Raw genomic sequence first — 26,021 nt, 5'->3', positions numbered from 1 at the left:
AGATTTGCCATGACCCAGCGTTACAGCGCCCTCCTCGCAGCCCTGTTTGCCAGCCTGATGCTGAGCCAGGCACCCGCCCACGCCGACGGTCTGGAGGATGTGGTCAAGCGCGGCGTCCTCAAGGTCGCCGTGCCCCAGGACTTCCCGCCGTTCGGCTCGGTCGGCCCGGACATGAAACCCCGCGGCCTGGATATCGACACCGCGAAACTGCTGGCCGACCAGCTCAAGGTCAAGCTCGAACTGACCCCGGTCAACAGCACCAACCGCATCCCCTTCCTCACCACCGGCAAGGTCGACCTGGTGATCTCCAGCCTCGGCAAGAACCCGGAGCGCGAAAAAGTCATCGACTTCTCCCGCGCCTACGCGCCGTTCTACCTCGCCGTGTTCGGTCCGCCAGACGCCGACATCAAGGGCCTGGACGATCTCAAGGGCAAGACCATCAGCGTCACCCGTGGTGCCATCGAAGACATCGAGCTGACCAAGGTCGCGCCCGAAGGCGTGACCATCAAGCGTTTCGAAGACAACAACTCGACCATTGCCGCGTACCTGGCCGGGCAAGTCGACCTGATCGCCAGCGGCAACGTGGTGATGGTCGCCATCAGCGAGAAGAGCCCGAAACGCGTGCCGGCGCTGAAAGTGAAGCTCAAGGATTCGCCGGTCTACGTCGGCGTGAACAAGAACGAGCCGGCGCTGCTGGACAAGGTCAACCAGATCCTCGTGACCGCCAAGAGCGACGGCGCGCTGGAAAAGAACGCCCTGACCTGGCTGAAAGAGCCGCTGCCGGCCGATCTCTGATACGGCGCGCTGGAGACGTTTTATGGCTTATCAGTTCGATTTCCTGCCGGTGGTGAACAACACCGACCTGTTGCTGCGCGGTGCGTTGTTCACCCTTGAGCTGACCGCCATCGGCGCTATGCTCGGCGTGGGGCTGGGCATCGTCGGGGCGCTAGTGCGGGCGTGGAACATCCGGCCTTTCGCGGGGATTTTCGCGGTCTACGTCGAGTTGATCCGCAACACGCCATTCCTGGTGCAGTTGTTTTTCATCTTCTTCGGCTTGCCTTCCCTGGGCGTGCAAATTTCCGAATGGCAGGCGGCGGTGCTGGCGATGGTCATCAACCTCGGCGCCTATTCCACCGAGATCATCCGCGCCGGCATCCAGGCGATCCCCCGGGGTCAGCTGGAAGCCGCGGCGGCACTGGCGATGACGCGCTTCGAAGCGTTCCGTCATGTGGTGCTGCTGCCGGCGCTGGGCAAGGTCTGGCCGGCCCTGAGCAGCCAGATCATCATCGTCATGCTCGGTTCGGCAGTCTGCTCGCAGATCGCCACCGAAGAGCTGAGCTTCGCCGCCAACTTCATTCAATCGCGCAACTTCCGCGCCTTTGAAACCTACGCCCTGACCACACTGTTGTACCTGTGCATGGCACTGCTGATCCGCCAGTTGCTGAACTGGATAGGCCACCGCTTCATTGCAAGGAGCAGCCGATGAGCGACTTCACCTTCTGGGACATCGTGCGCAATCTGCTCACCGGCCTGCAATGGACGCTGGCGCTGTCGCTGGTGGCGTTCATCGGCGGCGGGCTGATCGGCTTGCTAATCATGGTCATGCGCATCTCGGATAAATCCCTGCCGCGCAGCTTCGCCCGTACCTACATCGAACTGTTCCAGGGCACGCCACTGTTGATGCAGCTGTTTCTGGTGTTCTTCGGCGTGGCGCTGGCCGGCGTGGAAATTTCGCCGTGGGCGGCGGCTGCGATTGCATTGACGCTGTTCACCAGTGCTTACCTGGCGGAGATCTGGCGTGGCTGCGTCGATTCGATTCCCAACGGCCAATGGGAGGCTTCGTCGAGCCTGGCGCTGAACCCGTTGGAGCAGTTGCGCTACGTGATCCTGCCGCAAGCCCTGCGCATCGCCGTGGCGCCGACCGTGGGCTTCTCCGTGCAAGTGGTCAAAGGCACCGCCGTCACGTCGATCATCGGCTTCACCGAGCTGACCAAGACCGGCGGCATGCTCGCCAACGCGACTTTCGAACCGTTCATGGTCTACGGCCTCGTCGCCCTCGGCTACTTCCTGCTCTGCTACCCCTTGTCGCTCAGTGCGCGATACCTGGAAAGGAGACTGCATGCCTCTGCTTAGAATTTCCGCCCTGCATAAATACTACGGCGATCACCATGTGCTCAAAGGCATCGACCTGAGTGTCGAGGAAGGCCAGGTGGTGGCAATCATCGGCCGCAGCGGTTCGGGCAAATCGACCTTGCTGCGCACGCTCAACGGCCTGGAATCGATCAACGACGGCGTCATCGAAGTCGACGGCGAGTACCTCGACGCCGCTCGCGCCGACCTGCGCAGCCTGCGGCAGAAAGTCGGCATGGTGTTCCAGCAGTTCAACCTGTTCCCGCACCTGACCGTGGGCGAAAACGTGATGCTCGCGCCGCAAGTGGTGCAGAAAGTACCGAAAGCCAAGGCCGCCGAACTGGCGCGACAGATGCTGGAACGGGTCGGGTTGGGGGAAAAGTTCGATGCCTTTCCGGATCGGTTGTCCGGCGGCCAGCAACAGCGGGTGGCGATTGCCCGGGCGCTGGCGATGTCGCCGAAGGTTTTGCTGTGCGACGAAATCACCTCGGCGCTGGACCCGGAGCTGGTCAACGAAGTGCTGAGCGTGGTCAGGCAACTGGCCAGGGAGGGCATGACGCTGATCATGGTCACCCACGAAATGCGCTTCGCCCGGGAAGTCGGGGACAAGCTGGTGTTCATGCACCTGGGCAAGGTGCATGAGACAGGCGATCCGAAGGTGTTGTTCGCCAACCCGCAGACGGCGGAGCTGGCGAATTTCATTGGGACGGTTGAGGCTGCGGGCTGAAGACCTTCGGTGCTATTGACGCCGCCTTCGCGGGCAAGCCCGCGAAGGCGGCCATTTGCATCGCCGCAGGTCCCCCCGAGGTAAAAGATCGCAGCCTCCGGCAGCTCCTACGCGTTGGCGCCAGCCTTTGATCGTGGCACGATGTCGAGGTTATCGACCGAGACCCCTGACCATGCCGCAATCCCAAGCCAAGAATCTGTCCCTGATCGCCGCAATCGACCTGGGCTCCAACAGCTTTCACATGGTCGTGGCCAAGGCCCAGAACGCCGAGATTCGTATTCTCGAGCGTCTCGGGGAGAAGGTTCAGCTGGCCGCTGGCATCGACGAAGAACGCCACCTCAATGAAGAATCCATGCAGCGCGGGCTTGACTGCCTCAAGCGCTTCGCCCAGCTGATCAGCGGTATGCCCACCGGCGCCGTTCGCATCGTCGGCACCAACGCCTTGCGTGAAGCCCGCAACCGTGCCGAATTCATCCGCCGCGCCGAAGAAATTCTCGGCCACCCGGTGGAAGTCATCTCTGGCCGTGAAGAAGCTCGCCTGATCTATCTCGGTGTGTCCCACACCCTCGCCGATACCCCGGGCAAGCGCCTGGTGGCCGACATCGGCGGCGGCAGTACCGAATTCATCATTGGCCAGCGCTTCGAACCGCTGCTGCGCGAAAGCCTGCAGATGGGTTGCGTCAGCTACACCCAGCGCTATTTCAAGGACGGCAAGATCACCCCGGCCCGCTACGCCCAGGCATACACCGCGGCGCGGCTGGAGATCATGAGCATCGAGCATGCCCTGCATCGCCTGACCTGGGATGAAGCCATCGGCTCCTCGGGCACCATCCGCGCCATCGGCCTGGCACTGAAGGCTGGCGGTCAAGGCTCGGGAGAGGTCAATGCCGAAGGCCTGGCCTGGCTCAAGCGCAAACTGATCAAGATGGGCGACGTCGAGAAGATCGACTTCGAAGGCATCAAGCCTGACCGTCGGGCCATCTTCCCGGCCGGCCTGGCGATTCTCGAAGCGATCTTCGACTCCCTTGAGTTGCAACGCATGGACCACTGCGAAGGCGCCCTGCGCGAAGGCGTGCTCTATGACTTGCTGGGCCGCCATCATCACGAAGACGTGCGTGAACGCACCCTTACTTCGCTGATGGAGCGCTACCACGTCGATCAAGAGCAAGCGGTACGGGTCGAGCGCAAGGCTTTGCATGCGTTCGATCAGGTGGCCGCGGACTGGGATCTGGAGGACGGCGTCTGGCGCGAACTGCTCGGCTGGGCGGCCAAGGTCCATGAAGTGGGCCTGGACATCGCCCACTACCAGTATCACAAGCACGGCGCCTACCTGATCGAGCACTCCGACCTCGCCGGGTTCTCCCGCGAAGACCAGTTGATGCTCGCGCTACTGGTGCGCGGCCACCGCCGCAACATTCCCAAGGACAAGTTCGCCGAGTTCGGCGATGACGGCACCAAGTTGATTCGCCTGTGCGTGTTGCTGCGCTTTGCGATCCTGTTCCACCACATCCGTGGCACCCAGCAAATGCCCCAGGTGGAACTGAACGCCTATGGCAACAGCCTGGAAGTGGTGTTCCCGGAGAACTGGCTGGACGAAAACCAACTGACCCAGGCCGACTTCGAAATTGAAGCGCAATGGCTGACCCGGGTCGACATCGTGTTGAGCGCTCGCTAGAGCCCCTGTAGGAGCGAGCTTGCTCGCGAAAGAACCTGAGGGCAACGCGTTATCCAGACAGCATGCGTCATCGTTCACGTCCATCGCGAGCAAGCTCGCTCCTACAGAAAAGCAAAAAGGGCGATCCACATGGATCGCCCTTTTTTCACCCGCTGACTCCCGTTACCGCACCGCCAGAATCGGGCTGCCCAAACGCTCCAGCAATGTCGCCTGGGCGCTGCGCGGGTTCTGGTTGCCGGTCGGTGTATTACGGACGTAACGACCGTCCGACTGCAGGCTCCAGCTATGGGTGTTGTCGGTCAGATACAGCTCCAGCTCTTTCTTGACCCGCATGATCAGCTTCTTGCCTTCCACCGGGAAGCAAGTCTCGACGCGCTTGTCGAGGTTGCGTTCCATCCAGTCGGCACTGGACAGGTACATCTGCTCGTCGCCACCGTTGAGGAAGTAGAAGACCCGGGTGTGTTCCAGGAAGCGGCCGATGATCGAACGCACGTGGATGTTGTGGGAAACCCCGGCGATGCCCGGCCGCAGGCAGCACATGCCACGCACCACCAGATCGATGCGCACGCCTGACTGGCTGGCCTTGTACAGCGCGCGGATGATCTTCGGATCGGTCAGCGAGTTGAACTTGGCGATGATGTGCGCCGGTTTGCCGTCGAGGGCGAACTGGGTTTCGCGGGCAATCATGTCGAGCATGCCCTTTTTCAGGGTGAACGGCGCGTGCAGCAACTTCTTCATGCGCAGCGTCTTACCCATACCGATCAACTGACTGAACAGTTTGCCGACGTCTTCGCACAAGGCGTCGTCGGAAGTCAGCAAGCTGTAGTCGGTGTACAGGCGTGCGTTGCCGGCGTGGTAGTTACCCGTGCCGAGGTGCGCGTAACGCACGATTTCGCCGGCCTCGCGACGCAGGATCAGCATCATCTTGGCGTGGGTCTTGAAGCCGACCACACCGTAGATCACCACCGCACCGGCCGCTTGCAGGCGGCTTGCCAGTTGCAGGTTGGACTCTTCGTCGAACCGCGCACGCAGCTCGATCACCGCCGTCACTTCCTTGCCGTTACGCGCCGCATCCACCAACGCATCGACGATTTCCGAGTTGGCGCCGGACCGGTACAGGGTCTGGCGCACCGCCAGCACGTGCGGGTCCTTGGCGGCCTGGCGCAGCAAGTCGACCACTGGGGTGAACGACTCGAACGGGTGCAGCAGCAGAATGTCCTGCTTGCTGATCACGCTGAAAATGTTTTCGCTGTTCTGCAGCAGTTTCGGGATCTGCGGCGTGAACGGCAGGTATTGCAGCTCGCGCTGACTGTCCAGGCCGGTGATGCTGAACAGCCGCGTCAGGTTCACCGGACCGTTGACCTGATACAACTCGGTCTCGCCCAGGTTGAACTGCTTGAGCAGGTAGTCGGACAGGTGTTTCGGGCAGGTGTCGGCCACTTCCAGACGCACCGCATCACCATAGCGACGGGAGAACAGTTCGCCACGCAAGGCACGGGCCAGGTCTTCGACGTCTTCGGAGTCCAGCGCCAGGTCGGCGTTCCGGGTCAGACGGAACTGGTAGCAGCCCTTGACCTTCATGCCCTGGAACAGGTCATCGGCGTGGGCGTGGATCATCGACGACAGGAACACATAGTTGTCACCTGCGCCGCCGACTTCTTCCGGCACCTTGATGATGCGCGGCAGCAGGCGTGGCGCCGGAATGATCGCCAGACCGGAATCGCGACCGAAGGCGTCGATGCCTTCGAGCTCGACGATGAAGTTCAGGCTCTTGTTCACCAGCAACGGGAACGGGTGCGTCGGGTCGAGGCCGATCGGGGTGATGATCGGTGCGATCTCGTCGCGGAAATAGCGGCGGACCCAGGTCTTGAGCTTGGTCGTCCAGTTGCGGCGACGGATGAAGCGGACCTGATGCTTTTCCAGTTCCGGCAACAGAATGTCGTTGAGGATCGCGTACTGGCGATCGACGTGACCGTGGACCAGTTCGCTGATGCGCGCCAGGGCCTGATGCGGTTGCAAGCCATCGGCCCCCGCCTGCTCACGGGCGAAAGTGATCTGCTTCTTCAGGCCGGCGACGCGAATTTCGAAGAACTCGTCCAGGTTGCTGGAGAAGATCAGCAGAAACTTCAGCCGCTCCAGCAATGGGTAGGACTCGTCCAGCGCCTGTTCCAGCACGCGGATGTTGAACTGCAGTTGCGAGAGCTCGCGGTGGATGTACAGGCTGCTGTCATCCAGACCGGGAATGGCCACCGCTGGCGCTGGCGCAGCGGTTTCGACGACCGCCGCGGGCGGGGCTGGCTCCAGCTCCGGCGGGGTCTCGTCGACTTGCTCCACCACAGGTTGAGCGTCTTTTACGGCAACTTCAGTGAGTACTTCGGTATTCATCGCATGTTCCTGGGAGGGCTATTTTTGCTCTCGTAACAATTGAGCGGCACGAACGGCAAAGTACGTCAGGATGCCATCAGCCCCTGCACGTTTGAAAGCGGTCAAGGACTCGAGGATAACCCCTTCGCTCAACCAGCCATTCTGGATCGCCGCCATGTGCATGGCGTATTCGCCGCTGACTTGATAAACAAACGTCGGCACTTTGAATTCTTCTTTTACCCGGCACAGGATGTCCAGGTACGGCATGCCTGGCTTGACCATGACCATGTCTGCACCTTCTGACAAGTCCGCCGCCACTTCGTGCAGGGCTTCGTTGCTGTTGGCCGGGTCCATTTGATAGGAGGCCTTGTTGGCCTTGCCCAGGTTCAGCGCCGAACCGACCGCATCGCGGAACGGGCCGTAATAGGCGCTGGCGTACTTGGCCGAGTAGGCCATGATCCGCACGTTGACGTGACCGGCCACCTCGAGGGCTTCGCGGATCGCCTGGATGCGGCCGTCCATCATGTCCGATGGCGCCACGACCTGGGCACCGGCTTCGGCGTGAGACAGGGCTTGCCTGACCAGTGCGTCGACGGTGATGTCGTTCTGCACGTAGCCTTCTTCATCGAGGATGCCGTCCTGGCCGTGGGTGGTGAATGGGTCCAGAGCGACGTCGGTGATCACGCCCAGCTCAGGGAATCGCGCACGCAGCGCACGGGTGGCGCGCTGGGCGATGCCTTGCGGGTTCCATGCTTCGGCGGCATCCAGCGACTTGAGTTCCGAGGGTGTCACCGGGAACAGCGCCAGCGCCGGAATCCCCAGTTCGACCCACTTGGCTGCTTCTTCCAGCAACAGGTCGATGGTCAGGCGCTCGACACCCGGCATCGAAGCTACCGCTTCACGACGGTTTTCACCGTCCAGTACGAACACAGGCAGAATCAGGTCATCGACGGTCAGGACGTTTTCACGGACCAGACGACGCGAGAAGTCGTCACGACGGTTGCGGCGCAGGCGGGTTGCGGGGAACAAACGGTTGGCGGGGGTAAAGCTCACGGCAGACTCCTGAGCCCGCGCTTACGGGCGAGCGTGACAGTTATAAGCGGCCATTATGACGAACGTGTGACAGTTGTGCGCATCCCTGTGACAGGTAGCCGCATTCCATTGTCGTTGTAGGAAATGTTCACGTCGAGACACATTTGGACACTTTCCTGAATGTGTCCGAAGGGTTAGGCTGCGCGTTCATTTCGCCAGCACCCAGACAATGCTCCAACAATTTCTGCATGACTTCGGCTACTTTGCCCTTTTTCTAGGCACGTTCTTCGAAGGCGAAACCATTCTGGTACTCGCGGGCTTCCTCGCGTTCCGTGGATACATGGACATCAACCTGGTGGTGGTCGTGGCCTTCTTCGGCAGCTATGCCGGCGACCAACTGTGGTATTTCCTGGGGCGCAAGCACGGCCGCAAACTGCTGGCGCGCAAGCCGCGCTGGCAGATGATGGGCGACCGTGCGCTGGAACACATTCGCAAGCATCCGGACATTTGGGTACTGAGCTTCCGCTTCGTCTATGGTTTGCGCACAGTCATGCCGGTGGCCATCGGGCTGTCGGGCTATCCGCCGGCTCGTTACCTGCTGCTCAACGGGATTGGCGCGGCGATCTGGGCCGCCGCACTGGCGGCGGCCGCGTACCATTTCGGCGCAGTGCTCGAAGGCATGCTCGGCAGTGTGAAGAAGTACGAACTCTGGGTGCTCGGTGCGCTGCTGCTCCTGGGCTTCGTGCTGTGGCTGCGCCGGCGCTTCAAGAATGCCCGCCTGGCCAAGCAGGTCTACGCCGACGAACAAGCCCTGAAGACCGAACGAACCAAGGCCGAAGGTCCTACGACGCCAGCCGAGTGATACGGTTTCTGCAACAGTAGAGACCGATGCCGCTCAACAGGCTGTAACTGAGCAGGCCGACCCAGCCCACCGCGCTGGCCGGCCACAGCCCCACCATCGGGGCCAGCCATACCAATGGCAGATTCGACGCCAGCCGCAGCAGCTCCAGCTTCAACGCCCACGGGCGATTCTCCAGGGCCACGCCCAGCACAAACAGACCGAACGCCACCGCTCCCCAGCCCAACACCAGGGCGGCGACTGGCAGCTTCGGTTCAAGATTCATCAAGTAACTGCCCAGCGTGATATAGACGCAGAACTGCAACAGCACGTAGATCTGCTGGCGCCCGTCCAGCGCCACCTCGAATTTGCGAAACTGGCTCAGGTCCGGCTTGTTCATCGGGTATTTGGCCGCCACGTCCGCCGGGCGCCAGCCGGTGCGCATGAACCAGATCCGCAACTTGTCCCAGGTGCTCTCGGCACGCCCCGCATCTGCCCACAACTGCGCGTAGAACTGCACGTTTGCCCACACAGGATTCCAGCTCGCCAACGGCGTGGTCACGCCGAAGATCACCGGTTCGTTGTCGTCTTCCTCCTGGAACGAGCCGAACAGACGGTCCCAAATAATGAACACGCCGCCGTAGTTGCGATCCATGTAGAGAGCGTTCTGTGCATGGTGAGCCCGATGATTGGACGGTGTGACAAAGAACCATTCGAACCAGCCAAGCTTGGGAATGTGTCGGGTGTGCACCCAGAACTGATACAGCAGGTTCAGCGCCGCGACGCTGACGAACACCAGCAGCGGCACGCCGAACACCGCCATCGGCAGATAGAAGGTCCAGCTCAGGAGGAATCCGGTACTGGTCTGGCGCAACGCCGTGGACAGGTTGTAGTCCTCGCTCTGGTGATGCACCGAATGCGCGGCCCAGAGGATGTTGCGCTCATGGCCCATGCGGTGTAGCCAGTAGTAGCAGAAGTCATAGAAGACAAAGGCGAACACCCAGGTCCACACACTTTCGGCCGACAGCTCGAACAGTGCCAGATGCTTGAGGGCAAACGCGTAGGTCACCAACCCCACGCCTTTGGTCAACAACCCCGTGGTAGTCGACAGCACGCCGGTGCTGATGCTGTTGATCGCGTCCGCAACCCGATAGTTGCTCACCCCGCGCCAACGGTCGGCCAACAGCTCGACGGCGATCAGAAAAAAGAAAAACGGCACCGCATACAGAATGAAGTCCATGACGCGCCCTGATCGGGATTTTGAGGACAGATGCTATGTGCAGCCGTGAATCAACCCTATGGCAACGAGTGACAAATTAGTGGACATTTAACGCCATGAATCTGGAGAAAAGCCCATGAGCAAAAAAGTTGCAGTGATCCTTTCCGGTTGTGGCGTGTACGACGGCGCCGAGCTCCACGAGAGCGTCATCACCCTGCTGCGCCTGGACCAGCGCGGTGCCCAGGTGCAGTGTTTCGCACCGAACATCGCACAGTTGCATGTGATCAACCACCTGACCGGCGAAGAAATGCCCGAATCGCGCAACGTGCTGGTGGAGTCGGCGCGGATTGCCCGGGGCAACATCAAGGATATCCGTGACGCGAGCGTCGATGACTTCGACGCGCTGATCGTGCCCGGCGGCTTCGGTTCGGCCAAGAACCTGTCCAACTTCGCCATCGAAGGCGCCGGCTGCACCGTTCAACCGGATGTCCTGGCACTGACCGAAGCCTTTGCCGAGGCCGGCAAACCGGTGGGGTTGATGTGCATCTCCCCTGCCCTGGCGGCAAAGATCTACGGTCCCGGCGTGACTTGCACTATCGGCAACGACACCGACACAGCTGCCGCGATGAACAAGATGGGCGCCACCCATACCGATTGCGCGGTCAGCGACATTGTCGAGGACAAGGCACGCAAACTGGTGAGCACTCCGGCGTACATGCTGGCGCAATCGATCAGTGAAGCGGCGTCCGGCATCAACAAACTCGTGGACCGCGTGCTCGAACTGACCCACGAAAACGACGCCTGACACTGTTCAAACCTGTGGGAGCGAGCTTGCTCGCGATGGGGCCAGCACATTCAACATTGATGTTGTCTGTAAGTCCGCTATCGCGAGCAAGCTCGCTCCCGCAGGGTCCACCACTGGTCTTAAGATTTGCGCGCCAAACGAGTGAGAATCCGGTCCAGCGCATTGGCAAACGCCTGCTTCTCACGGTCGCCAAACGGTGCGGGTCCACCACCCATTTGCCCCTGTTCGCGCAAATCGGTGAACAGGTTGCGCACCGCCAGCCGCTCCCCCATGTTCTGCGCATCAAACTCCTTGCCCCGTGGGTCGAGCGCTGCCACGCCCTTCTTCACCAGACGATCGGCCAGCGGCACATCGCTGCAGATCACCAGTTCACCGGGCACCGCGTGTTCCACCAGATAATCGTCCGCAGCATCCGGGCCGCTCGGCACCACGATCAGCTTGACCAGCGCCAGACCTGGCTTGATCTGCGGCTGCCCGGCCACCAGCACCACTTCGAACTGGCGCTTGAGGGCGAACTTCACCACCAGATCCTTGGCCGCCCGTGGGCAGGCGTCGGCATCGATCCACACACGCATTGAATTTTCCTCTGTTGAAAACAAGCCACGCTCCCACAGGTTAACGCTAAACCTGTAGGAGCGTGGCTTGCCCGCGAAAGTGAGCGAAGCGAATGCCGCTTAAGAAACCTGCACCCGCTGCTTCTCAACCACCCGGCTACGGCCATACAACACAACAATCGCAATGATCGCCACAGCCTGGGCACTCAGCGAATACGCATCGGCATGAATCCCCAGCCATTCAAAGTCAAAGAACGGCACTGGTCGTGTGCCGAAGATCCCGGCTTCCTGCAGCGCTTTCACGCCATGCCCGGCAAACACCACCGACAAGGCGCACAAAAGACCGGCGTTGATGCTGAAGAACAGCGCCAGCGGCAACTTCGCCGAACCGCGCAAAATCACCCAGGCCAGGCCGACCAGCAGCACCAGCGCCGTGGCCCCACCGGCCAGCACCGCGTTGTGCCCCGCGGGACCTGCCTGCAACCACAGGGTTTCGTAGAACAGAATCACTTCGAACAGTTCGCGATACACCGAGAAGAACGCCAGGGTCGCAAAACCGAAACGCCCGCCGCCGCCCACCAGGCTGCTCTTGATGTAATCCTGCCAGGCCGCCGCGTGACGACGGTCATGCATCCAAACGCCCAGCCACAGCACCATGACGCTGGCAAACAATGCCGTTGCGCCTTCCAGCAATTCACGCTGCGAACCGCTGACATCGATCACATAGGCTGCCAGCGCCCAGGTCCCCAACCCCGCCAGAAACGCCAACCCCCAACCGGCGTTGACGCTGCGCACCGCCGCCTGTTGACCCGTGTTACGCAGGAAAGCCAGGATCGCCGCCAGCACCAGAATCGCTTCCAGACCTTCGCGCAGCAGAATCAGCAGGCCCGAGATATAACTCAGTGACCAGCTCAAACCGTCGTTGCCGAGCAGGTCGGCCGAAGCCTTCAGCTTGGTCTTGGCCGCGTCCAGGCGCTGTTCGACGTCCGTCACCGGCAGGCCGTCCTGCAATGACTGACGGTAGGCCATCAGGGATTTTTCAGTGTCTTTACGCACGTTGGCGTCAATGTTGTCCAGCGAGCTTTCAACCAGTTCGAAGCCTTCCAGGTACGCCGCTACCGATAAGTCATAAGCCTGATCATGCTCACCGGCACGATACGCCGCGATGCTCTTGTCCAGAGTGGCTGCGGTGTAGTCGAGCAATTGTGCCGGGCCACGCTTGACCTGCGGCGGTTGCGCCCGCTGGGCACGGAAGGTCGCGGCGGCTTGCGGGCCTTCGACGGCCTGAACTTCGGCCGGAGTCTGACGAGCCAGGTCGGCGATGTTGTAGGTCTTTTCAGCCTTGGCCGTCGCCGGGTCGACATTGAAGCTGGCGATATAGGTGGCCAGGTCCCAACGCTGACGATCATCGAGTTGATCGGCAAAGGCCGGCATGTCAGTCCCTTCGACACCCTGACCCAATGTACTGTAGATCGCGTAGAGGCTCAGTCGATCCAGCCGCTTGGTATCGCGCAGGTTGGACGGCGGTGGCGTCATGCCGACGCCCGCCGGGCCGTCGCCGGCCCCTGTATCGCCATGGCAGACCGAGCAATGCTGAGCGTACAGCGGCGCGCCACGCACCGGGTCCGGCGTAATCACCGGTGCCTGACTGACTTCATAGGCCACGGCCAGCTTCGCACCCAGTTGCCGGGCCTGGCGAGTAACCTCGGCACCGTCCTGACGGGCGCCGATGGAATTTCCCAGCGCGGCCAGGCTTTGCTCCAGCGCGGCTTTTTCCGGTTTGGCCGGCATGGCCGCCATCAGACTTCCCAGCGTCTTGACCGATTCTTGCTGCGCGCGAAATCCGGCCTGATCCGTGATGCTGCCCGCCTGCACCGTGTCCGGGTAATCCGCGCCGATGTAATCGAGCAAGTGCAGCGCCTGCGGCGCACCTTCGGCGGGGGCAGCCAGCAGTTGAAAGCTGCACGCCGCGAACAGCGGCAGCAACAGCCAGGCCAGGAAACGGGAGGGGGCGATCATGAATGAATCTCAATTGGAAAAACGAAGTTACATATTGTTAACGTCCGACGGGGTTCGCTCAAGCTTTGTTCGGACTTCCTGTAAATTCGCAGGCTCTCCAACTTACTGATACGCCAACAAAAAAGGCGACCGCCTGGGTCGCCTTTTCGGGTTTCTGTCGATTTAGACTGCAGCTCTGCGCAGCGTCGCCATGAATGCTGCCGCTCCAATAAACAGCCCGGCAAAGGTCCGGTTCATGCGCTTTTGCTGTTTTGGCGTGCGCAGCAGACGCAGCACCCTGGACGCCAAACCGGTGTAGCCGGCCATGACGATCAGATCGACGCAGACCATGGTCACGCCGATCACCAGATACTGAATCAGCAGCGGTGCATGGGGGTCGATGAACTGTGGCAACACCGCCAGCATGAACACCAGGGCCTTGGGGTTACTGATGTTCACCAGGAAACCACGGAACACCAGGGCCATCGGCTTGCCGATCTGACGCACAGCCGCGTCATCGCTCATATCGCTGGGCAGCGCACGCCATTGCTTGATCGCGAGGTAGACCAGGTACGCTACGCCGAACCATTTGATCGCATAGAAGGCTGTGGCCGACGCCGTCAGAATCGCGCCCACACCGGCGCCGACAATGGCGATCTGCACTGCAAGACCCAATTGCAGGCCCAGGGCATTCCAGTAACCGCGCCAGAAACCGTATTGCAGACCGCTGGACATCGACGCAATGGCGCCGGCACCGGGGGACAGGCTGATCACCCAGCAGGCGGCAAAAAACGCCAGCCATGTTTGAAGCTCCATTGCACACCTCGACTCAGACTCGTGACAGACGTCTAAGCTAATGCGGCTTTGGGCTGATGACCATCAATTTCTTGCAGGATATTGCGGCTGCCGACCAGCGTGGTCGGCATCCCGGTTATTTTTCGAAACCGCTCGACGGGAATACATCCGTACTGCGCCAGCGTCGAACCGAGCGCTGGAAGAACAGGCTGTTGGGCACCTGGACCATCGCACTGCCGGTGCCAAGTTCTTCGGCTTCGATCAATGTGGTGTAAAGCAGATTGATCGCCACCACCCGGCCTTTGACGCCAGGTTTGTCGGTGGTGTCCACCAACTCGACCACGTCGCCTATGCGAAACGGGCCGACGGTAAAGATCAGGATCGCGCACAGCAGGTTCGACAGCACGCTCCACATGGCAAAAAACGCCACCGCCGCGACCGCGACAAACCCGGACAATGCGGTCCAGAGCACCGTGGCCGATACACCAAGTCGCTCCAGGACGAAGATCAGCGCGCTGCCCATGATCAGCCAGCGCAAACCGCCCCGCAGCGGCATCATCAGCTGCGGCGGGAACGGGTAACGCTCACCGAGGCGGGTCAGGCCTTTGGCGACGAAGCGCTGGGTGAAGTAGCCGGCGAGCAGGATCAGCAGGATTTGCACGCCAAGCCAGATCGGCTCGACCCACACCGCCGGCAACGGCAGCTTGAAGGCATCCATCAGGACAGCGCCTCCAGCTCCGCCTGCATGCCTTCCAGCAATTCCAGGGCTTCCATCCACGCTTCTTCCAGTTCCGCCTCACGCACCTTCAGCTTGGCCTGTTCGGCCAGCAGATCACGCAATTCGCTCTTGCGCGCCGGCTCGTAGATGTCGCTGTCGCCGAGGCTGGCATCGATCTTCGCCAGTTTTTCGTGGAGCTTGCCCAACTCGGCTTCAAGCTTGTCAGCTTCGCGCTTGTGCGGTGCCAGTTGCTGACGCAACGCAGCAGCGGCCTGACGCTGGGCTTTCTTGTCGGTCTTGTCCGGGTTGACCGGGGTGTTGCTGACCGGGGCATTGCGCTGGCGATACTCCACCAGCCAACGGGTATAGTCTTCGAGGTCGCCGTCGAACTCTTCGACTTTGCCGTCCGCCACCAGATAGAAGTTGTCGGTGGTGCTTTTGAGCAAATGCCGATCATGGGAGACCACCAGTACCGCACCACTGAATTCCTGCAGGGCCATGGTCAGCGCCAGGCGCATTTCCAGGTCCAGGTGGTTGGTCGGTTCGTCGAGCAGCAACAGGTTCGGTCGATCCCAAGCGATCAACGCCAATGCCAGACGCGCTTTCTCGCCACCGGAGAAATTCAGTACCGGCTCGTCGATTCGCGCACCGCGGAAGTCGAAACCGCCGAGGAAGTCACGCAGGGTCTGTTCGCGTTCGGTCGGCGCCAGGCGCTGCAAGTGCAGCAACGGGCTGGCCTTGGCGTCCAGAGAATCGAGTTGATGCTGGGCGAAGTAACCGACCACGGTGTTCTCGCCACGGGTCAAGCGGCCGGCCAATGGCGAGAGCTCACCCGCAAGGTTCTTGATCAGGGTCGATTTACCGGCACCGTTAGGGCCGAGCAGACCGATTCGCGCACCCGGGGTCAGTTGCAGCTTGACCTTCTCCAGCACGGCTTTGTCACCGTAACCAAGTCGGGCGTCCGACAGGTCAATCAGTGGGCTGGAGATTTTCTGCGATTCGCGGAAGACGAAGTCAAACGGCGAATCGACGTGGGCAGCGGTCAGCTCTTCCATCCGCTCCAGGGCCTTGATCCGGCTCTGGGCCTGGCGGGCCTTGGTGGCCTGGGCCTTGAAGCGGGCGATGTAGCTTTCCATGTGCGCACGTTGCACCTGCTGCTTCTCGTAGGCCTGCTGTTGCTGGGCCAGACGCTCTGCACGGGCGCGCTCGAAGGCACTATAGCCACCGCGATACAGGGTGATCTTGCGCTGATCGACGTGGGCCACATGATCGACCACGGCATCGAGGAAGTCACGGTCGTGGGAAATCAGCATCAGGGTGCCGGGATAGCTCTTGAGCCATTCCTCAAGCCAGATGATGGCGTCGAGATCCAGGTGGTTGGTCGGTTCGTCGAGCAGCAGCAGGTCCGATGGGCACATCAAGGCCTGCGCCAGGTTCAGACGCATCCGCCAGCCGCCGGAGAAATCCCCGACCTGACGATCCATCTGCTCGTTGGTGAACCCAAGACCGGCCAGCAACTTGCGCGCCCGGGCGTCGGCGGTGTACCCGTCGGCGCTGTCGAGCTCCGAGTGCAGACGGGCCTGCGCGGCCCCGTCATGGGCCGCTTCGGCTGCCGCCAGGTCCCGTTGCACCTGGCGCAGGCGCAGGTCGCCATCGAGCACGTAGTCGACTGCTAGGCGTTCGAGGGTGTCGACCTCCTGGCGCATGTGGGCGATACGCCAGTCGGCCGGCAGGAAGCAATCACCCGAGTCCGGGTGCAGTTCGCCCCGAAGCAAGGCGAACAGGCTCGATTTGCCGGCGCCGTTGGCACCGATGAGGCCGGCTTTGTGGCCGGCGTGCAGGGTCAGCTCGGCGTCTTCTAGCAGACGTTGCGGGCCACGCTGTAAAGTCAGGTTCTGAAGTCGAATCATAATGGCGGCGGAGTCTACCAGCTTCGCTCGCAACTGGCGCGAGTAGCACTATGTCCTCTGACCTGTGGAGTTTTTCCCTGACCACTTACGCCCGTCCTGGCGTTGAGCAGGCATGTCTGCAATTGCAGTCGACGGGTGTCAATGTGTGCCTGTTGCTGTGTGGTGCGTGGCTGGGACAACGAGGCGTGGCCTGCGATGAGCAGCGCTTGCAGCAACTACGCAGCGTGGCCGTCTCCTGGGACGCCGATGTCGTGCGACCGTTACGAGCCTTGCGAACGCAATGGAAAGCCGCGGCCACGGAAGACGCCGAATTGCATACCTTGCGCGAACAAGTGAAGGCACTGGAGCTGGAAGCCGAACGGCATCTGTTGTTGCGGCTGGAGAGAATGGCGCAGAGTTGGCCGCAAGGTGCCGAGACCGATCTATCGGCCTGGCGACGCGCTGCATCAGCTGCGCGTCGCGGTAACCGGCACTTAGGAAGCGCTGGCTGGGGTGGTTACAGCGCTCGAAGTTGCGGCAGGCGTTGGCGCTGGCGCGGCTGTCGAGGTAGGTGCTGCCGGAGCAGGTGCTGCTGGCGCAACCGAAGCGACTGGCTTGGCAACCGGTGCGGTGGCTGGCTTGGCGGCAACCGGCTTTTTCACTGCAGGTTTGGCCGCTGGTTTTGCAGCGGGTTTTGCAGCAGCCGGTTTGGCAGCAACTGGCTTGGCTGCGGCTGGCTTGGCTGCGGCTGGCTTGGCGGCAACTGCTGGTTTCGCTGCGGCTGGTTTTGCAGCAGGTTTGGCAGCCGCTTTTACAGGAGGTTTTGCCGCCGGCTTGACTGCTGGTTTTGCAGCGACGGGTTTGGCGGCCGGCTTGGCAGCAGGTTTCGCCGCAGCGGTCCGGGCAGCTGGTTTAGCGGCCGGTTTTGCAGTTGGTTTTGCAGTTGGTTTTGCAGCCGGTTTAGCGGCGGCGGTTCTAGCCACAGCTGGTTTGGCAGCAGCGGCTTTGGCAGCGGCAGGTCGTGCAACGGCTGATTTGGCAGCCGTGGTTTTAGCCGCAGGTTTTGCGGCGCTGGCAGCAGCCGGTTTTCTCGCAGCCGGTTTGGCTGCGGCAGTTTTAGCTACTGGTTTGACAGCTGCCGGTTTTGCAGCAGCAGGCTTGGCCGGTGCTTTTGCAGCAGCCGGTTTGGCAACGGCTTTCTTCGCAGGTGCCGCAGCAGGTTTGGCCGCACGCAGGGACAACACCTTGCCGACAGCCTCTTGTACACGACCGACGCCCTGAGCCAGTTTCAGGCTTTCCTGAGCATCGCGCTTGAGTTGCAGAATGTAGCCGCGGGTTTCCGATTGACGATCCTTGAGGGCATCGAGCAGCTCCTCAAGATCGGCCACTGCGCCCTTGGCCTTGGCTTGTGCCTTGGCTTTTCCGGCCGCCGCAGCGTCCTGCAATTTGGTGCGGGATTTGTGCAGTTTTTCTTGCGCTTTTCCGCGCTGCTTTTCCAGTTTGGCGAGCAGTTTTTCAGCATCAGCCAAGGCTTCGGAACAAGCGGTTTCCAGATGCTCGAGCAGGCTGCTCGAGAGTTGTTGGAGCAGGTGCAATGGAGTGTTGACTGGCTTCTTGGTGGCCGACATGGTTTACCTCCTGGCTGAAGTGAGTGCGGCTCATACTAGACCTCTGCTGCAACCGCCGCTAGGGCATGTTGACACTATCGAAAGCCCCGCGTTGCAAAGGATCGAAAAACTTCTGCCTCGGTGCAAAAGCAGTTCACCGTTACGCGCATTCTCACTGGCATAATCGCCCGCAATTCAGGTCGGAGAGTGCCTATGTCGCGCTACCTTTTTTTATCGCTGTGCGTGTTGTTTTCGGTGGCCCAGGCCGCAGAAACCACACAGGAAAATGAAGCTCACGATCTCGCTTACAGCCTGGGTGCAAGCCTTGGCGAACGCTTGCGCCAGGAGGCTCCCGACCTGCAACTCCAGGCACTGGTCGAAGGACTGCAGCAGGCCTATCAGGGCAAACCGCTGGCGCTGGAGGACGAGCAGATCCAGCAGATACTGACCGAGCATGAAGCCCGGATCGCCATGCAGTCAGCCGAGCCGCAAAGCGAAATGGCGCTGGAAAAAGAACAGCGTTTTCTCGCCACAGAAAAAGCCAGGCCGGGTGTGCGTGAACTGGCTGATGGCGTGTTGCTGACCGAGATGACGCCAGGTACTGGCGCCAAGGCCGGCCCGAACGGCAAGGTGCAGGTGCTGTACATCGGTCGCTTGCCCGACGGCACGGTGTTCGATCAGAACAGCCAGCCACAATGGTTCAGCCTCGACAGCGTGATCGCCGGATGGCGCAGTGCATTGCAAAACATGCCGGTCGGGGCGAAATGGCGACTGGTGATTCCATCGGCTCAGGCCTATGGCGCCGACGGTGCCGGCGACGTGATCGCACCGTTCACTCCACTGGTGTTTGAAGTTGAATTGCGTGGTGCAACCAGCTGACAGCGGAAATGAAAAACGGCGTGCCTTGGCACGCCGTTTCAGGGTCTTGCGGGGGGCGACTCATGCCTGAACCGGATCGGCTTCCTTGTGAGCAGTGTGCAGCACTTCGATCAGGCAATCTTCCAGTTCGAAGCGTTCGTGCAACAGGCCACCCAGTTCCTTGAACTTCTCCGCAACGCATTTGCCTTCGTCGCAAAGGTCATTGAACGCAAGCAGCTTTTCAGTGATGACATCGATGCGCGGGTAGATAGTCTCGGCGAGCTCCAGCCCTCGCTTGTCGTTGAAGGCCTTGGCCTCCCCCGTCAGTTGCTCGTAGATCTCGAAATGCCCGGCCGATACATAATCGACCAGCACGCCGCAGAACTCCTGCAAAGGCTTGCGATTCGTGGACAGTGTCTCTGGATCGGCACCGAGCTTGTCGTATGCATCGATCAGCTCTTTGCGCTCCTGCAACCAGCGATCGATCAGCAGGTGCACTCCACCCCAGCGTTCCTGAGCATTCTGACAACTTTCGAGCATGGTGATCTCTCTTCCCTTGTGGGTCAGCTGCTCTATGCCCGCTCGCCTCTTGTAACGTCGGTGGGCGGTCAGGCAGAGCGTCATCGAGCAACATAATTCCAATGACACATGCGGGCCAGATTATGCCCGCACGACACTGGCTTCAAGGTACGCAGGCGATAAAGTTCATACAAGTGTTTAATCGCCCGCAAAGGCCCGGTGCGACGACTCGCCGCTGAGTGGTCGCTGATAGCTGACCCAGACCAGTCGCAACGACTGGTAAACGGCCAGAATCATCATCGCGACGAAGAACAGCAGGCTCCACTCGGTGAGACTCAGATCGAACAGCGTCCAGGAAATTTCCACACAATCGGCAGCGCCCTTGAACATTTGCTGTACGACGGATAGCCACGGAGAACCGGCCAACAGGTCCGCCAGATGGGTCGAGCACGCCGCCTGTTCCGCCGGAAGGCTTTGCAGCAGGACCTGTCGCCACGCCGTGACAGTGCCGGCCAGGCTGCAACAAAGACTGAGCAGCCAATACAGAACGTTTCCGATGCGACCGGGACCATGAACCGAAGCCATCAAGCAGACACCGGTAAGGAGCGCCAGGCAAAACCGTTGCACAAGACACAAGCCGCAAGGCCGCAGGCCGACTGCATATTCCAGGTAGTAGGAACCGCCCATTGCCAGGGCACCCGCAATGAAAGCCATGAAAAACAAGGAGCGTGAGCAGGCCAAAGACATGGCTTTTCCGTAAAAGTAGTGACAGACCATTACGGTAGAGGAAAGCGCGACGGCCTTTCAAGGCAAGTGCCCACAGAGACTTCAGCACAGGTGTAGGGAAATCCCGACGCAGGCGAGAGGATAAAATGTAGTCCTCTGTAGGACTTTGCCTGCGACGAAATTTGACGACCGAAATTCAACCAATCATCACACTGCGGCGAGGGCGATTGCTCACTCGCCGCAGGTCATCGCTCAGACGCCGGAGCCTGGCGCCAGCGAATGGGTCAAGCGCGGACCGGCACCGGCAGAGGGGCCGCGAGCAAGCGCTCATCCAACAACCCCAGGCCTTCCTGAAACAGCTGATTGCTGCGCTCGGTATCGCCCATTTGCGCCAACAACCGCGCCAGCTCCGCACAGGCTTCCGGATTACGCTGTACACGCAGACTGCTTTCCAGATAGTCCCTGGCCTTGCCCCACAAACTGTTTTGCAGGCACAAACGACCCAGTGTCAGCAGCAGGCCCGGATCGGCCGGATGGTCCTTGAGCCAGCCTTCGGCGGCCTGCAACTGACGGGCCGGATCATTGCCGCGAACCAGGCCGTAGAGACGTGCCAGATGACTGTCGTAGCTACGCTTGAGCGCGGTGCGCAGCACTTCTTCGGCCTCGACCTGAGCCCCCAATTGCCGCAGTTGTTCGGCATACGCAAGCACCAGTTGCGGCTCCTGACGCTGTGCCGAAGTCAGTTGTTGCCAGGCGCGTTCGAGCGATTGCTGCCCCACCGTTCCGTCTTCCTCCCTTTGCGCCGCCAGAGACAGGTTCGCCCCCCAGGCCCGACGCTCAAGCTCGGCGAGTTCGGCCGCCGGCAGGATTTTGTCCTTGCGCAGCTCCGGCAGCAGGCGAATCACTGCCGACCAGTCACCACGCTGCTGAAGCAGGCGCTGCAACTGACGCAGGGTCTGTGCGTTATGAGGATGGCGTTCACGCATGGCTTGCAGGGTAGCGAGGGCGCCTTCGGTATCACCGCGTTCGGTCTGCAACTGGGCGTGGTTCAAGGCGATCGCCAACTCGGCCTGGGGTTGACGCTCCAAGGCGCGCTCCAGCAAGTTGTCGCTTTCTTCGTAATTGCCTAGTTCGTTCGCGGCACGGGCAGCGCCGAGGTAGTAAAGCAGAGGCTGGCGCTCGGCTTCGGCAGCCCGATGCAAGTGCCGTTGCGCGCTGGCCCAGCGGCCCTCGGCCAAGTCCAGCTGACCGTGTTCGATCGCCACCTGCACCCGACGGCTGCGGTTACGCCGTGACCACGGATTGACCACTCCACTGGAAGTCATCACCAGTTCGACCAGCGACTTGATGCCCCAGATCACCAGCCAGAGCACAGCCACCAGCGCCAAAGTAGCCCACAGGCTCGACTCATAGCGGAAGGTCTTGTAGGCAACCAGCACGTAACCGGAATGCTCGGCAATCGCCAGCCCCAGCGCAGCAGCAGCGGCGATCACGAGGAACACGATCACATATAGGCGTTTCATGGCGTGGCCTCCGACGCGGTGTTCGCGGCAGGCTTGGCCAGTGGCTTGACCGAATCTTCGGCGTTGACGTTGCGCCGCTCCAGATACCCCTGCACCGCGCTCAGGGTGTCGGTCATGTCTGGCGTGACGACGGTGACAGGTTGCTTGCTCAACTCGGCCACCTGTTCAAGCATGACTTTGCTTTGCGCGTTGTCCGGGTTGAAGTTGCCCTTGAGGATGTCCCGCGCTTCGTCCAGCACTTGGGAGTAAACCGCAGCCTGACCATTGAGTGCGGCCCACTGTGCTTGCTCCAGCGCCAGGCTCAGGGCCAGGCGCACCTGACTCAGGCTTTGACCGGCCAGCAATGGGCGAACGTTTTTGTCGGCATTGAAATCGATGCGGATGTAGCGCGAAATCTGATCCCACCATTGCGCCCAGCGGCTGGCACCATCGCCATCGGCAGTCAGGCCCAGCAACGAATCGCCACGGTCCTTGTACTCCGGTGCCAGCTCGGTGAGGCTGGCCACTTGATCGCGCAACGCGCCCAGGCGCAGAAACAGCCCGGTGCGATCCGGTTGTTCGGTACTGCGCAAGGCAATCAGGGTCTTTGCCACCTGCTCGCGAGCGGCAAAGGAACCCGGGTCGTTCTGCTCGCGCAGTATCTCGTCGGCACCCTGGACCAGTGCCTGGGCGCTGCTGATGTCCTGCAAGGCGGACAGTCGCAGGCTGGCCAGACGCAGCAGGTGCTCGGCCTCGGCCAGACGCCAGTCCTTGCGACTGGCGCCGAGCACGGTTTCCAGACGCTGGTTCAACCGCTGCTGATCACCTTGCAGCTGAATCACCAGACGGCTGCGTGCTTCCAGTTCATCGGCGGCAGGCAATTGCGCCAAACGTGCGCTCAAGCGCTCCTCATTGAGCTTGAGGTTCTGCGCCTGGTCATTCAACGCCTGAACCTGGCTCAGTTGCTGCTGATTATTGGCCTGCAGGTGACGCACCTGCCAGACACCCCAACCGCCCACCGCGACACCGGCCGCACCCAGCAGCAGCGCGATGATTGCCAAACCATTGCCTCGACGCTGCTCGGCAGCAGGTGGCGGCGGCGGCATTTCATCAACAGGAGCATCAACAGGTGCATCAAGCACCGGTCGCGAGTGATCTTTAGGCAAGGCTGTTTCGCTCACGTATCCATCCTTTGCATCAGAAAACGGGTACGGGATGCTCCCGCAACGCCGTCAGCAAGGCCGCGGCACTGGCGCCGCGACAATCCACAACTGTTTTGGCCCCGGCGGCACGCGCCATTTCGGCAACCCTGGGGCTCGGTACAAACAACGGTAACCGCGCCAACTGCGGCCAGGCATCGCCGGCCAATTGGTGCAGGTGCTCAAAACCTTGTCCACTGCTGACCACCAACCCGTTCAGGCGTTCCGCCTGGATCCGTTGCGGCAGCAGCGCCGGCGGGTAAATCGGTAATGCCCGGCGGTAAAGCTCCAGATACTCGACACTAGCACCAAGCTCACGCAAACGCTCAGCCAGCAACTCGCGCCCGCCCTCCCCGCGCAGGATCAGCACTCGCGCATCGGATTGTGCGATAGCCTCGCGCAGTCGGGAAAGTTCGAGCAAGGCTTCACTGTCATCGCCATCCGCCGGGAAGCTCACGTCCAATCCGTGATCCTCGAGGATCTGCGCAGTCGCCGCGCCGACGCTGAACCACTTCACACCGGGCGGCGTTGGCCAATACCGCTCGAGCAGTTCGACGCCGATCCGGGCGGCCGGCTTGCTGACCACAATGACCGCGCAGAACTGATCCAGCGCCAGAATCACCTGGCGCATTGTGTCAGTGACCGCAATCGGCATGATGTCCAAAAGCGGCAGACTGTTACTGAATATCCCCTGCTCAGCCAAAAGACTGCTCAGCGCCGCCGACTCATCGGCGGGACGCGTCAGTAGCAAGCGCCAGCCGATCACTCGTGACCAGCCTCGCCATAGACCGCTTTGAGAATGGCGTCGGCACCCTGGCTGAGCAGGTCTTCGGCGACTCGCACACCCAGCGCCTCGGCATCGCCGCGAGGGGCACGGGCCTCTGCGCTGAGCAGCAGACCACCATTTGGATCGCCCACCAGCCCGCGCAACCAGACTTGCTCACCCTCCAGCACGGCGTAGCAGGCAATTGGCACCTGGCAGCCGCCATTGAGGTGCTTGTTGAGAGCACGTTCGGCGGTCACGCGGGTGGCGGTGTCCTGATGATGCAGGGGCGCCAGCAGCGCATGGATTTCACTGTCGGCGCTGCGGCATTCGATACCCACCGCGCCCTGGCCACCGGCCGGAAGGCTGTCGTCGACGCTGATGGCCGAGGTGATGCGATCTTCAAAGCCCAGGCGGATCAAGCCGGCAGCGGCGAGGATGATGGCGTCGTATTCGCCGGCATCGAGCTTGGCCAGGCGGGTGTTGACGTTGCCGCGCAGGAAGCGGATTTCCAGGTCCGGGCGACGGGTCAGCAATTGAGCCTGGCGGCGCAGGCTGGAGGTGCCGACGATGCTGCCCTGGGGCAACTCATCCAGGTTGGCGTAGGTGTTGGAAACGAAGGCATCGCGCGGGTCTTCCCGCTCGCAAATGCAGAACAGACCGAGGCCTTCGGGGAAGTCCATCGGCACATCCTTCATGGAGTGCACGGCGATGTCGGCTTCATTTTCCAACAGCGCGGTTTCGAGTTCCTTGACGAACAGGCCCTTGCCGCCGATTTTCGACAGCGGTGAGTCAAGCAGCTTGTCACCACGGCTGACCATGGGGACGAGCGTCACCAGCAGGCCCGGATGAGCCGCTTCAAGACGGGACTTGACGTATTCGGCCTGCCACAGGGCGAGAGCGCTTTTGCGGGTGGCGATGCGGATCTGGCGAGAGGACATGGATCAATCCGTACTGAATAGATACGGCGGATAATAACAGCTCAGCCAAATCCACTTTGACTTGTATCAGATACTACTCGGCCTCCCTGGCCCCGGATGTCCGGCAATCGGGTGTGAAATTCGCCTGCGAACAGCTGTTTAAAGCTGTTGCATCATTTTACGTACCCCAGCCACATGACGCCGGCTGACGATCAGTGCATCACCGTTGAGACCTTTGAGGAACAGCTGAAAATGCCCCAGGGGTGTGCGCTGCAGTCGCTCGATACGCTCGCGGGCGACCAGGGCATTGCGATGGATACGCACGAAACGGTCACCGAATTCATCTTCGAGGGCCTTGAGCGGCTCATCGAGCAGCACTTCGCCGCTTTCATGGCGCAAGGTCACGTATTTGTGGTCGGCAATGAAATACACCACCTGATCCAGCGGAATCAACTCGATCCCTTTACGGGTTCGGGCGCTGATATGGCTGCGCGGGCCGCTGCCGCTTTCGGCAGCAGGGCGGGTCAGAGCGGCGAGCTGGGCACGATTGGGGCGCTCGGCTCTCTTTAATGCGTCATGTAATTGTTCAGTTCTCACAGGTTTCACCAGATAGCCTACGGCGCTGGCCTGTAAGGCTTCCACGGCAAATTCATCGGGCCCGGCGCAGAACACCACGGCGGGCGGAGTTTCGCGTTCGCACAACCGCGCAGCCACTTGCAGGCCATCCAGGCCTGGCATGCGGATATCGAGCAGCACGATATCCGGCTTATGGCTGTCGATCAGTGCCAACGCCTCTTCGCCATTCGTGGCACTAGGCTCCAGGACACTGTATCCCTCGAGTTCGCCAACCATTCGGCTCAGGCGCTCGCGGACCAAGGGTTCGTCATCAACGATCAGGACATTCATATTGCGCTGGATTCCTGCGTGAGTCTCGCACAAGGATAGCGTAGACAGGTGAAGTGACGTCCGTCACCGCGATCCACGCTAAGACTAGCGCGAGCGTCAAAAAGTGCCGCTGGTCCGGCGGCTAAATTTTCATCTGCCGGGCGATTGGCGGTCCAGGTCCGCATTGGCGACACATCGCCACAGGGTTTGCTGATACGCAATATGAACACCCCACTCTTCTTATAGCCAGCGGCTGCACCGAGAAGTGCGCTGATCCTACTGTCCAACTGTAGACGGT

Annotated in this window: 24 protein-coding genes and 2 pseudogenes; 9 read left to right on the top strand and 17 right to left on the bottom strand. The window is 61.2% G+C overall.

What is annotated here, in order from left to right; all coding sequences use genetic code 11:
• Positions 1-9 precede the first annotated feature (9 nt).
• From AC1D1M_RS21195 to ppx, 5 genes are all read left to right on the top strand, one after another.
• The gene (locus tag AC1D1M_RS21195; protein ID WP_008048680.1) at positions 10-795 is read left to right on the top strand and encodes a transporter substrate-binding domain-containing protein; all 786 of its coding nucleotides are present in this window, start codon (positions 10-12) and stop codon (positions 793-795) included.
• Between the two features lie 22 nt (positions 796-817).
• Positions 818-1,486: an amino acid ABC transporter permease gene (locus AC1D1M_RS21190; protein WP_477777111.1), complete on the top strand. Its 669-nt coding sequence runs from the start codon at positions 818-820 to the stop codon at positions 1,484-1,486.
• A complete protein-coding gene (locus tag AC1D1M_RS21185; protein WP_007982874.1) occupies positions 1,483-2,133 on the top strand; it encodes an amino acid ABC transporter permease in 651 nt (216 codons plus the stop codon). The genes AC1D1M_RS21190 and AC1D1M_RS21185 overlap by 4 nt, the downstream gene beginning before the upstream one ends.
• Positions 2,120-2,857, top strand: a complete 738-nt coding sequence (locus tag AC1D1M_RS21180; RefSeq protein WP_057398732.1) for an amino acid ABC transporter ATP-binding protein — start codon at positions 2,120-2,122, stop codon at positions 2,855-2,857. Before AC1D1M_RS21185 ends, AC1D1M_RS21180 begins: the two co-directional genes overlap by 14 nt.
• A gap of 172 nt (positions 2,858-3,029) precedes the next feature.
• On the top strand, positions 3,030-4,532 hold the full coding sequence (ppx, locus tag AC1D1M_RS21175) for an exopolyphosphatase (protein WP_477777110.1): 1,503 nt from the start codon (positions 3,030-3,032) through the stop codon (positions 4,530-4,532).
• Positions 4,533-4,694: 162 nt separating this feature from the next.
• On the opposite strand, the gene ppk1 is transcribed toward ppx, so the two are convergent.
• Entirely contained in the window at positions 4,695-6,917 is a 2,223-nt protein-coding gene (gene ppk1, locus AC1D1M_RS21170) for a polyphosphate kinase 1 (protein WP_477777109.1), read from the bottom strand.
• A gap of 18 nt (positions 6,918-6,935) precedes the next feature.
• Positions 6,936-7,949 carry a porphobilinogen synthase gene (hemB, locus tag AC1D1M_RS21165; protein WP_477777108.1) on the bottom strand — a complete coding sequence of 338 codons (1,014 nt, stop codon included), beginning with the start codon at positions 7,947-7,949 and terminating at the stop codon, positions 6,936-6,938.
• A gap of 208 nt (positions 7,950-8,157) precedes the next feature.
• On the opposite strand from hemB, the gene AC1D1M_RS21160 reads away from it, so the two are divergent.
• Positions 8,158-8,790 carry a DedA family protein gene (locus AC1D1M_RS21160; RefSeq protein ID WP_477777107.1) on the top strand — a complete coding sequence of 211 codons (633 nt, stop codon included), beginning with the start codon at positions 8,158-8,160 and terminating at the stop codon, positions 8,788-8,790.
• Here the strand turns inward: AC1D1M_RS21160 and AC1D1M_RS21155 are convergent.
• Positions 8,771-10,006, bottom strand: coding sequence for a sterol desaturase family protein (locus AC1D1M_RS21155; RefSeq protein WP_477777106.1), 1,236 nt, complete (start codon positions 10,004-10,006; stop codon positions 8,771-8,773). The two genes, AC1D1M_RS21160 and AC1D1M_RS21155, sit on opposite strands and share 20 nt — an antisense overlap.
• A 115-nt stretch (positions 10,007-10,121) precedes the next feature.
• Between AC1D1M_RS21155 and elbB the strand changes: the two genes are divergently transcribed.
• Complete coding sequence (elbB, locus tag AC1D1M_RS21150) at positions 10,122-10,790, top strand: isoprenoid biosynthesis glyoxalase ElbB (RefSeq protein WP_477777105.1); 669 nt, start codon at positions 10,122-10,124, stop codon at positions 10,788-10,790.
• Between the two features lie 119 nt (positions 10,791-10,909).
• On the opposite strand, the gene AC1D1M_RS21145 is transcribed toward elbB, so the two are convergent.
• The 5 genes from AC1D1M_RS21145 to AC1D1M_RS21125 all read right to left on the bottom strand — a co-directional run bounded on the left by AC1D1M_RS21145 (position 10,910) and on the right by AC1D1M_RS21125 (position 16,765).
• The gene (locus AC1D1M_RS21145; RefSeq protein ID WP_477777104.1) at positions 10,910-11,365 is read right to left on the bottom strand and encodes a YaiI/YqxD family protein; all 456 of its coding nucleotides are present in this window, start codon (positions 11,363-11,365) and stop codon (positions 10,910-10,912) included.
• A 99-nt stretch (positions 11,366-11,464) separates the two neighbouring features.
• Positions 11,465-13,363 carry an FTR1 family protein gene (locus tag AC1D1M_RS21140; RefSeq protein WP_477777103.1) on the bottom strand — a complete coding sequence of 633 codons (1,899 nt, stop codon included), beginning with the start codon at positions 13,361-13,363 and terminating at the stop codon, positions 11,465-11,467.
• 162 nt (positions 13,364-13,525) lie between these two features.
• Positions 13,526-14,158 (bottom strand): homoserine/homoserine lactone efflux protein, encoded by a 633-nt coding sequence (gene rhtB, locus AC1D1M_RS21135; protein ID WP_007992263.1) that lies wholly within the window; start codon positions 14,156-14,158, stop codon positions 13,526-13,528.
• Positions 14,159-14,273: 115 nt separating this feature from the next.
• Positions 14,274-14,855: a mechanosensitive ion channel domain-containing protein gene (locus tag AC1D1M_RS21130; RefSeq protein ID WP_477777102.1), complete on the bottom strand. Its 582-nt coding sequence runs from the start codon at positions 14,853-14,855 to the stop codon at positions 14,274-14,276.
• Entirely contained in the window at positions 14,855-16,765 is a 1,911-nt protein-coding gene (locus AC1D1M_RS21125; protein ID WP_477777101.1) for an ATP-binding cassette domain-containing protein, read from the bottom strand. Before AC1D1M_RS21125 ends, AC1D1M_RS21130 begins: the two co-directional genes overlap by 1 nt.
• 50 nt (positions 16,766-16,815) lie before the next feature.
• On the opposite strand from AC1D1M_RS21125, the pseudogene AC1D1M_RS21120 reads away from it, so the two are divergent.
• A pseudogene (locus tag AC1D1M_RS21120) lies at positions 16,816-17,242 on the top strand (TIGR02444 family protein).
• On the opposite strand, the gene AC1D1M_RS21115 reads toward AC1D1M_RS21120, so the two are convergent.
• Positions 17,239-18,372 carry an AlgP family protein gene (locus tag AC1D1M_RS21115; protein WP_477777100.1) on the bottom strand — a complete coding sequence of 378 codons (1,134 nt, stop codon included), beginning with the start codon at positions 18,370-18,372 and terminating at the stop codon, positions 17,239-17,241. The pseudogene AC1D1M_RS21120 and the gene AC1D1M_RS21115 sit on opposite strands and share 4 nt — an antisense overlap.
• A 192-nt stretch (positions 18,373-18,564) precedes the next feature.
• Between AC1D1M_RS21115 and AC1D1M_RS21110 the strand changes: the two genes are divergently transcribed.
• Positions 18,565-19,230: an FKBP-type peptidyl-prolyl cis-trans isomerase gene (locus AC1D1M_RS21110; RefSeq protein WP_477777099.1), complete on the top strand. Its 666-nt coding sequence runs from the start codon at positions 18,565-18,567 to the stop codon at positions 19,228-19,230.
• A gap of 60 nt (positions 19,231-19,290) precedes the next feature.
• Here AC1D1M_RS21110 and AC1D1M_RS21105 read toward each other — a convergent pair whose 3' ends face one another.
• The 8 genes and pseudogenes from AC1D1M_RS21105 to AC1D1M_RS21070 all read right to left on the bottom strand — a co-directional run.
• A complete protein-coding gene (locus AC1D1M_RS21105) occupies positions 19,291-19,749 on the bottom strand; it encodes an Rsd/AlgQ family anti-sigma factor (protein WP_033052184.1) in 459 nt (152 codons plus the stop codon).
• 177 nt (positions 19,750-19,926) lie between these two features.
• The gene (locus AC1D1M_RS21100) at positions 19,927-20,475 is read right to left on the bottom strand and encodes a disulfide bond formation protein B (protein ID WP_477777098.1); all 549 of its coding nucleotides are present in this window, start codon (positions 20,473-20,475) and stop codon (positions 19,927-19,929) included.
• A 263-nt stretch (positions 20,476-20,738) separates the two neighbouring features.
• Entirely contained in the window at positions 20,739-21,977 is a 1,239-nt protein-coding gene (locus tag AC1D1M_RS21095; RefSeq protein ID WP_477777097.1) for a heme biosynthesis HemY N-terminal domain-containing protein, read from the bottom strand.
• A complete protein-coding gene (locus AC1D1M_RS21090; protein WP_477777096.1) occupies positions 21,974-23,137 on the bottom strand; it encodes a uroporphyrinogen-III C-methyltransferase in 1,164 nt (387 codons plus the stop codon). Before AC1D1M_RS21090 ends, AC1D1M_RS21095 begins: the two co-directional genes overlap by 4 nt.
• A 16-nt stretch (positions 23,138-23,153) precedes the next feature.
• Positions 23,154-23,921: a uroporphyrinogen-III synthase gene (locus AC1D1M_RS21085; protein ID WP_477777095.1), complete on the bottom strand. Its 768-nt coding sequence runs from the start codon at positions 23,919-23,921 to the stop codon at positions 23,154-23,156.
• Entirely contained in the window at positions 23,918-24,859 is a 942-nt protein-coding gene (gene hemC / locus AC1D1M_RS21080; protein ID WP_477777094.1) for a hydroxymethylbilane synthase, read from the bottom strand. The genes AC1D1M_RS21085 and hemC overlap by 4 nt, the downstream gene beginning before the upstream one ends.
• Positions 24,860-24,997: 138 nt before the next feature.
• A complete protein-coding gene (locus AC1D1M_RS21075; protein WP_477777093.1) occupies positions 24,998-25,744 on the bottom strand; it encodes a LytR/AlgR family response regulator transcription factor in 747 nt (248 codons plus the stop codon).
• Positions 25,741-25,863 (bottom strand): annotated as a pseudogene (locus AC1D1M_RS21070) (sensor histidine kinase); the annotation flags it as partial. The gene AC1D1M_RS21075 and the pseudogene AC1D1M_RS21070, both read right to left, overlap by 4 nt.
• Positions 25,864-26,021: the final 158 nt, after the last annotated feature.

This window comes from Pseudomonas sp. P1_F7, from assembly GCF_056405655.1.
Note: the sequence above shows the minus strand (reverse complement) of the source record. Positions and strands in the feature narration are given on the sequence as shown.

What these genes read in the sequence shown, in the direction of transcription:
- AC1D1M_RS21195 (WP_008048680.1), top strand. Translation starts at nt 10, where the DNA reads ATGACCCAGCGTTACAGCGCCCTCCTCGCAGCCCTGTTTGCCAGCCTG.
- AC1D1M_RS21190 (WP_477777111.1), top strand. Translation starts at nt 818, where the DNA reads ATGGCTTATCAGTTCGATTTCCTGCCGGTGGTGAACAACACCGACCTG.
- AC1D1M_RS21185 (WP_007982874.1), top strand. Translation starts at nt 1,483, where the DNA reads ATGAGCGACTTCACCTTCTGGGACATCGTGCGCAATCTGCTCACCGGC.
- AC1D1M_RS21180 (WP_057398732.1), top strand. Translation starts at nt 2,120, where the DNA reads ATGCCTCTGCTTAGAATTTCCGCCCTGCATAAATACTACGGCGATCAC.
- ppx (WP_477777110.1), top strand. Translation starts at nt 3,030, where the DNA reads ATGCCGCAATCCCAAGCCAAGAATCTGTCCCTGATCGCCGCAATCGAC.
- ppk1 (WP_477777109.1), bottom strand. Translation starts at nt 6,917, where the DNA reads ATGAATACCGAAGTACTCACTGAAGTTGCCGTAAAAGACGCTCAACCT.
- AC1D1M_RS21160 (WP_477777107.1), top strand. Translation starts at nt 8,158, where the DNA reads ATGCTCCAACAATTTCTGCATGACTTCGGCTACTTTGCCCTTTTTCTA.
- AC1D1M_RS21155 (WP_477777106.1), bottom strand. Translation starts at nt 10,006, where the DNA reads ATGGACTTCATTCTGTATGCGGTGCCGTTTTTCTTTTTTCTGATCGCC.
- elbB (WP_477777105.1), top strand. Translation starts at nt 10,122, where the DNA reads ATGAGCAAAAAAGTTGCAGTGATCCTTTCCGGTTGTGGCGTGTACGAC.
- AC1D1M_RS21145 (WP_477777104.1), bottom strand. Translation starts at nt 11,365, where the DNA reads ATGCGTGTGTGGATCGATGCCGACGCCTGCCCACGGGCGGCCAAGGAT.
- AC1D1M_RS21140 (WP_477777103.1), bottom strand. Translation starts at nt 13,363, where the DNA reads ATGATCGCCCCCTCCCGTTTCCTGGCCTGGCTGTTGCTGCCGCTGTTC.
- rhtB (WP_007992263.1), bottom strand. Translation starts at nt 14,158, where the DNA reads ATGGAGCTTCAAACATGGCTGGCGTTTTTTGCCGCCTGCTGGGTGATC.
- AC1D1M_RS21130 (WP_477777102.1), bottom strand. Translation starts at nt 14,855, where the DNA reads ATGGATGCCTTCAAGCTGCCGTTGCCGGCGGTGTGGGTCGAGCCGATC.
- AC1D1M_RS21125 (WP_477777101.1), bottom strand. Translation starts at nt 16,765, where the DNA reads ATGATTCGACTTCAGAACCTGACTTTACAGCGTGGCCCGCAACGTCTG.
- AC1D1M_RS21115 (WP_477777100.1), bottom strand. Translation starts at nt 18,372, where the DNA reads ATGTCGGCCACCAAGAAGCCAGTCAACACTCCATTGCACCTGCTCCAA.
- AC1D1M_RS21110 (WP_477777099.1), top strand. Translation starts at nt 18,565, where the DNA reads ATGTCGCGCTACCTTTTTTTATCGCTGTGCGTGTTGTTTTCGGTGGCC.
- AC1D1M_RS21105 (WP_033052184.1), bottom strand. Translation starts at nt 19,749, where the DNA reads ATGCTCGAAAGTTGTCAGAATGCTCAGGAACGCTGGGGTGGAGTGCAC.
- AC1D1M_RS21100 (WP_477777098.1), bottom strand. Translation starts at nt 20,475, where the DNA reads ATGTCTTTGGCCTGCTCACGCTCCTTGTTTTTCATGGCTTTCATTGCG.
- AC1D1M_RS21095 (WP_477777097.1), bottom strand. Translation starts at nt 21,977, where the DNA reads ATGAAACGCCTATATGTGATCGTGTTCCTCGTGATCGCCGCTGCTGCT.
- hemC (WP_477777094.1), bottom strand. Translation starts at nt 24,859, where the DNA reads ATGTCCTCTCGCCAGATCCGCATCGCCACCCGCAAAAGCGCTCTCGCC.
- AC1D1M_RS21075 (WP_477777093.1), bottom strand. Translation starts at nt 25,744, where the DNA reads ATGAATGTCCTGATCGTTGATGACGAACCCTTGGTCCGCGAGCGCCTG.